At 44.9% G+C, this 5,975-nt stretch carries 6 protein-coding genes; 2 read left to right on the top strand and 4 right to left on the bottom strand.

Annotation, left to right across the window (positions count from 1 at the left end; translation table 11 throughout):
* Together LD39_RS14240 and LD39_RS14245 are read right to left on the bottom strand one after the other, a co-directional pair.
* Positions 1-411 (bottom strand): SLC13 family permease (locus tag LD39_RS14240; protein WP_035548377.1); only part of this gene is annotated, 411 nt, incomplete at its 3' end.
* Between the two features lie 82 nt (positions 412-493).
* Positions 494-1,219: a GntR family transcriptional regulator gene (locus LD39_RS14245; protein ID WP_035548380.1), complete on the bottom strand. Its 726-nt coding sequence runs from the start codon at positions 1,217-1,219 to the stop codon at positions 494-496.
* A gap of 354 nt (positions 1,220-1,573) precedes the next feature.
* On the opposite strand from LD39_RS14245, the gene LD39_RS14250 reads away from it, so the two are divergent.
* Both LD39_RS14250 and LD39_RS14255 read left to right on the top strand, forming a co-directional pair.
* Positions 1,574-3,028 carry an alkaline phosphatase gene (locus LD39_RS14250; RefSeq protein WP_052158882.1) on the top strand — a complete coding sequence of 485 codons (1,455 nt, stop codon included), beginning with the start codon at positions 1,574-1,576 and terminating at the stop codon, positions 3,026-3,028.
* Between the two features lie 61 nt (positions 3,029-3,089).
* Positions 3,090-3,779, top strand: a complete 690-nt coding sequence (locus tag LD39_RS14255; RefSeq protein ID WP_052158883.1) for a hypothetical protein — start codon at positions 3,090-3,092, stop codon at positions 3,777-3,779.
* Positions 3,780-3,901: 122 nt separating this feature from the next.
* On the opposite strand, the gene LD39_RS14260 is transcribed toward LD39_RS14255, so the two are convergent.
* Together LD39_RS14260 and LD39_RS14265 are read right to left on the bottom strand one after the other, a co-directional pair.
* Complete coding sequence (locus tag LD39_RS14260) at positions 3,902-5,197, bottom strand: Zn-dependent hydrolase (protein ID WP_035548383.1); 1,296 nt, start codon at positions 5,195-5,197, stop codon at positions 3,902-3,904.
* Positions 5,190-5,975: amidohydrolase (locus tag LD39_RS14265; RefSeq protein WP_035548386.1), on the bottom strand; the 786-nt coding region annotated here is incomplete at its 5' end. The genes LD39_RS14265 and LD39_RS14260, both read right to left, overlap by 8 nt.

The raw sequence follows: 5,975 nt of genomic DNA on the forward strand, positions 1-5,975 counted from the left end.
CAAGATCGATACTTTCAATTCTTTCGACATCGCAAAAACGATAGGAATCAATAAAACTAGTCCGACTTCAAAGAACAGCGCAATCCCGATAATAAAGGATGCGACGACAACCGCCCATTGAATATTTTTCTCTCCGAATTTGTTCACAAGGGTCATGGCGATGCGCTGGGCTCCGCCGGAATCCGTAATCAGTTTTCCTAACATCGCGCCAAGTCCGAAGATGAGCGCCAGGTGACCGAGCGTGCCGCCGAGTCCGGCTTCAATTGTGTCGATGACTTCGCCCATTGGCATGCCAAGCATTAAGGCGACACCAAAGGAAACGATGATTAATGAAATGAATGTATTCAGTTTAAGCCCCATGATTAAAACTAACAGGGCGACAATTCCAATTGCTACTATGACTAAAGGCATGGTGATCCCTCCAAAATTCTTCTCGTGGTTTTTAGCTTCTAGCTAGGCGTATCTGGTATCGATTCCAACTGCAATTTCTAACTTATTCTTTTTCTATCCCTTTTGAAAATGTCTGCTGGGAGTTCCACAAGTCCTCGACTTTTTCCTGTACATCATCGAAGTTCAGATGCAGGGACTTGATCATCAGCTCGCGGTCTTTCTTGCTGATCGCATCGATGTAAAGCTCGTGGTTGTTTACGATTCTCGTCAGATCTTCGAGATCATCCTTAAACCGCTTTCTCATCGACAGTAAAATACGGCTTTCCATCGTCGGTTTTAAGTTGTTCCAGATCATCGAAATCCTGGAATGATCGATGGAATGAATGATCGTTTCATGGAACAATACATCGTGGAACGAAAAGTCTTCCGCATCTTCATACTTGATGGCGATTCGCATCATTTCTAATGTCTTGCTGAGTTCTTTGACTAACTCTTTCGTATCCATCTTGACCAAACGTTCGAAAACAAACGTTTCGATAAGTAAGCGGACATCATAAATTTCTTCTAACTCCTTATCCGTTAAGCCAAGGACAACCGCGCCCATCCGTTCTAAGCGGATGATATGCTCGGATGCGAGTAACTTTAACGCTTCACGGATCGGGGAACGACTGACACCAAACTCAGCAGCCAATTGATTTTCCGTAATTATTGAACCGCTTTCAATTGTGCCTGAAATAATTCGCATTCGAAGTTCACATGCGACTCGTTCACCTGTGGAGGCTTTATTTAACCACTTGGTAGGATATAAAAATTCTTGAGAATCTGTCATCGATTCACCTTCTTTTATTGATTCAGTGTACTTGTATACAAGTATTCTATTACAAAATCTTTCGTTTGAAAACGCTATTATGAAAATTTTTTGTCAGGTCTTAACGATTCATGTCGATCGATTTCCCCTTCTAGTGCGGTCTGATGGCTTCTCCATTTCTGTGAAATTTTCCTACTAAAATGATTCGAAAGTATTACAGGATTCTTTATGAGTAGGGAGGTACCTGCGACTTCCCTCACTATCCCAACTTTATCAATCAATGGAAATAAATAGAATGCCCTGTTGTCCCTCTCGTAGTAACCTTCTAGAATGATAGATAAGGTTACTTTTTATCTATTTTAGAGGAGGTTTATTATGTTCAAACGATTGGTTAAGAAAAAGCTTTTTACCATTGCGGCCATCAGTTCCCTGGTGATTGGGGGAGTGGCGACGACTTACGCTCCTAAGGCCGATGCGAAACCGGACAAGAAGAATCATGCAGAAGTGAAGAATGTCATTTTCATGGTCGGGGATGGCATGGGGCCTGCTTACACGACAATGCTCCGCTATATGAATGATGATCCTTCGACGAAAAAGATGGAACCCACTGCCTTCGATCCATATCAAGTTGGCATGCAGCGTACATATTCCTGGGATCCTTACTTTGACGGCGGCGAAGGGGACGTCAAGGAGAATATTCCTGATTCAGCCGCCACCGCAACCTCCATGGCTTCTGGAATCAAGACGTATAATGGGGCGATCGGTGTTGATTTAGAGCAAGAAGAAACAGAAACGATTCTTGAAGAAGCCAAATCCCAAGGGATGTCAACAGGACTTGTTTCGACTTCTCAGATTAACCATGCGACTCCGGCTGCTTTCGGTGCTCACGATGTTTCGAGAAACAATTACAATGACATCGCTGATGATTATTATGATGAAATGGTCAATGGCAAGCACAAAGTTGACGTCATGCTTGGCGGCGGGACGAGCTACTTTGAACGTGACGATCGTAATCTCGTAGACGCCTTCAAACAGGACGGCTATGACTATGCGACGACAAAAGACGAGATGCTTTCAAGTGAGAGCGATCAACTGCTCGGTCTTTTTGCACCAAAAGGAATGGATAAAGCGATCGACCGTAGTGATGAGACACCTTCTCTTAGCGAAATGACGACAACGGCACTCGATAAACTCCACGATGACAAAGACGGATTTTTCCTCATGGTTGAAGGAAGCCAGATCGACTGGGCGGGTCATGACAATGATGTTGTTGCCGCGATGAGTGAAATGAGAGACTTCGAGAAAGCCTTCCAGGAAGCGATCGAGTTTGCGAAAAAAGATAAGCACACGATTGTCGTGACGACAGCCGACCACTCCACAGGCGGCATGTCGATTGGACGTGATGGGGATTACATCTTCAATCCTGAAGTGGTGGATGCAGCGAAACGCACACCGGACTATATGGCAGCCCAAATTGCTGAAGGTGAAGATGTTGAAGAAGTGCTAAACGCCTACAGCGGACTGGAACTGACGTCAGAAGAGGTTCAATCAGTGAAAGATGCCGCTCAGCCAACAGAGGGTGAGATTAATGCTACAGAAGTCGATAACGCCATCGAACATATTTATGATATCCGTTCAGGTACAGGCTGGACGACAGGCGGTCATACAGGGGTAGATGTAAACGTCTATGCGTATGGCCCTCAGAAGATGGAGTTCATTGGCTCGAATGAAAATAGTGCCACTGGCCAGAAGCTTTTTGAACTGCTGAAAGCTGATCGCAAAGGTCACGACGAAGACGATGATCATGGCAAGGGTAAAGGACATCATTGATAGAAGAAAAGGAGCCTCTGGATGTCCAGGGGCTCGTTTCTTTACATAGGGAGGATCAAGCATGAAGCGGATCGGAATGCTTTTTTTAATGGCCTTGTTTTTGACAGGCTGCATGGACAACGGCAACGCTACGACAGAAAAATCCGAGGAGGAAAAAGTGCAGGAAGAAGAAAACAACAATTCCGTAACAGAACAAACGGAAACGACCACTGAAGCGAAAGAAGATACCTTCATTGAAAGTCCTCAGGCACCCGATGACAGCAAGCTCACCGAAATCGGAGCTACGTACAGTGATCCAGATGGAAAAATCAAATTGCTCGCCTATGCGCCGGATGAGCAGCAGGTCGAGGTGGGACCGATAAAGCTCACGATTCATGAGGCGAAATATATGCACTATAAACCCTCGCCAGACATGATCGATTTTTTTCATGGATTTACCCATGAGGAAGGTAGCTTCAACTACGTGAAGCTGAGGGTGACCGTTGAAAACACGTACGATCAAAAGCTCAACTTCGCTCCGGTGTCTCACTTAGAAACGAATACAGGGGAGAAAAAGGGCATTAATGATGACTTTTATTTGGAAGAACTGCACGGAGACTATGAACCGGGGGAGATTCGTAAGGGACAGCTCGGATTTATTTTAGAAGAAACAGACCCGGAAAATCTTGAACAGATCAAGGTTCAGTCGAGTGATGTTTTTCAAGGAGAAAAGTCTGTAGAAAAAGGAAAAACGTATACAATTTCTTTTTAAATGAAGATCGTGATCCAGTAGTTGGGGAAACTCATATCTAATAGGGGTACGCTTCCTAAACCACATCCAATACTCACAGTATATAAATAGAAAAGAGGTTGCAGGACGACAACCTCTTTTTGCTATTCTTTATAAGCGGATAAGATTTTTCCCAGCGTTCTTTCAAGAACCAATATCCCATTCAGACAATCACTCATAGAAGTCCATTCCTCTGGAGTATGGCTTTTTCCATTACGACTTGGGACAAAGATCATTCCAGCTGGGACCTTTTTCCCGACAAGCATAGCATCATGGCCAGCACCGCTTGGCATTCTCCGATAGGATAAATGTAAATCTTGCGATGATTGTTCAATCATCTCGGTCATGTGTGTATCCATTTTGACAGGCTGGACGCGGATACCTTTCGTGATTTCAAGACTCAAATCTCTATGGTCTGCAATCGTCTTAGCTTTTGCTTTGATTTCCTCAATCAGTTTTTCTCTCACATCTTCCTCTACGTCTCTAATGTCTACGGTAACCTCTGTTTTCCCTGGAATAACGTTCGTGCCGTTCGGATGATTGATGATTTTCCCTACCGTCGCTACAGCCGTTTCACTGAATTTCCCGGGCATATCTTCAATCGCTGAGATAAACTGACTTGCTCCGATCAATGCGTCTTTCCTCATATTCATTGGAGTGTTTCCGGCATGGTTAGCACTTCCGATAAACGTAAATGTTTCTCTAGCGGGTCCGGCGATCCCATCAACGACACCGATTTGCTGGTTGTTTTCCTCCAAAACAATTCCTTGCTCGATATGCAATTCCAAATATCCAATCAGCTGATCCATATCTCTTTTTACACTCTTGAATTGTTCGGGATTTAGCCCATCGGCTTTCATCGCTTCTGCCATGGTTATCCCATCATCGTCATAATAGTGGTGGATGGTATCTTCGCTGATTTCTCCGATCATTGTCCGGCTTCCAAATAGACCGTGGTTGAACCGGGAGCCTTCTTCATCAACAAAAGCGGCAACCTCAATGGACCACTTCGGCATACCATTTTGCTCGACAAACGCTTCGACAGCTGTCAGTGCTGAGAGCACACCTAACAAGCCGTCAAACATTCCGCCATCTGGAACCGTATCAATATGCGAGCCGATCATTAAGCTCTTGTGCGTATGAATTCCTTTGATCTTTCCGTACACATTCCCGATGGCGTCTTCGCTTACAGTCATGCCGATTTCTTTCATCCAGCCTTTTATACACTCAACAGCTTCTCTATATTCTTTTGTATAAGGGAAGCGGCTGTTTCCTCCAACTTCTGTTACGCCAATGCTGTTCACGGCGTTAAAGTATTCTACAAATCGATCGATGGGCAGGTGCTGGTGGCGGGGAAGAGAGGTATATTCCTCTTTCCAATCTTTCACTCGGTTATCCATGGGAGCTTCCCTCCTTATTACTTATTTCTATTAATTTGATGAACATTTGACTTGCCTGAAGCATGGCTTTTTCTTCAATATCGAAATGGGGATGATGATGCGGATAGGCTTCCGTGTGGCCTGCCCCTGTAAAAAAGAATGCGCCGGGCTTATGCTGTAAGTAATAGGCGAAATCTTCTCCGCCCATCATTGGATTCATATCTAAGCAATGTTCTTGTCCGTACAATTCTGTTGCTGCTTCTTGGACCTGGGTCGTTTCTTTTTCATGATTAATCAAGGATGGATAGCCGTCATTATAGTCCAATATGCCTTCCATTCCGTGAGCTTTTCCAATATGGCTGACGATTTCCTTCATTCGTTCCTTGACCGTTGCCTGTACGTCTGTAGAAAAAGTACGCACTGTACCTGTGATCTGTGCCGTATCCGGAATGACATTAAAAGGACCGCCGGATTCAAAAGCCCCAAAGGAGAGAACAGCCGATTCAAGGGGGTCAACATTGCGGCTGACAATCTGCTGCAGACCTTGGACAATGGCCGAGCCACAAACGATTGGATCTCTTGTCTCCTGAGGGAGAGCTCCGTGACCGCCTTTACCGTTAATTCTAATTTGAAAACGGTCGGAAGCAGCCATCAGTGGCCCATCCTTGATAAAGATGTTTCCTTCAGGAAAAGTGGACCAAAGGTGGGTGCCGAATACGACATCCACATCTTCCAGACACCCTGCTTCTACCATCGGTTTAGCGCCACCAGGCGTTTGTTCTTCAGCAAACTGATGGAT

Origin of the sequence: Halobacillus sp. BBL2006 (genome assembly GCF_000786645.1) — a bacterium.
Classification (GTDB): Bacteria; Bacillota; Bacilli; order Bacillales; family Halobacillaceae; genus Halobacillus.

Excerpts from the sequence above, each read along its gene's own strand:
- LD39_RS14245 (WP_035548380.1), bottom strand. The coding sequence starts at position 1,219 with ATGACAGATTCTCAAGAATTTTTATATCCTACCAAGTGGTTAAATAAA.
- LD39_RS14250 (WP_052158882.1), top strand. The coding sequence starts at position 1,574 with ATGTTCAAACGATTGGTTAAGAAAAAGCTTTTTACCATTGCGGCCATC.
- LD39_RS14255 (WP_052158883.1), top strand. The coding sequence starts at position 3,090 with ATGAAGCGGATCGGAATGCTTTTTTTAATGGCCTTGTTTTTGACAGGC.
- LD39_RS14260 (WP_035548383.1), bottom strand. The coding sequence starts at position 5,197 with ATGGATAACCGAGTGAAAGATTGGAAAGAGGAATATACCTCTCTTCCC.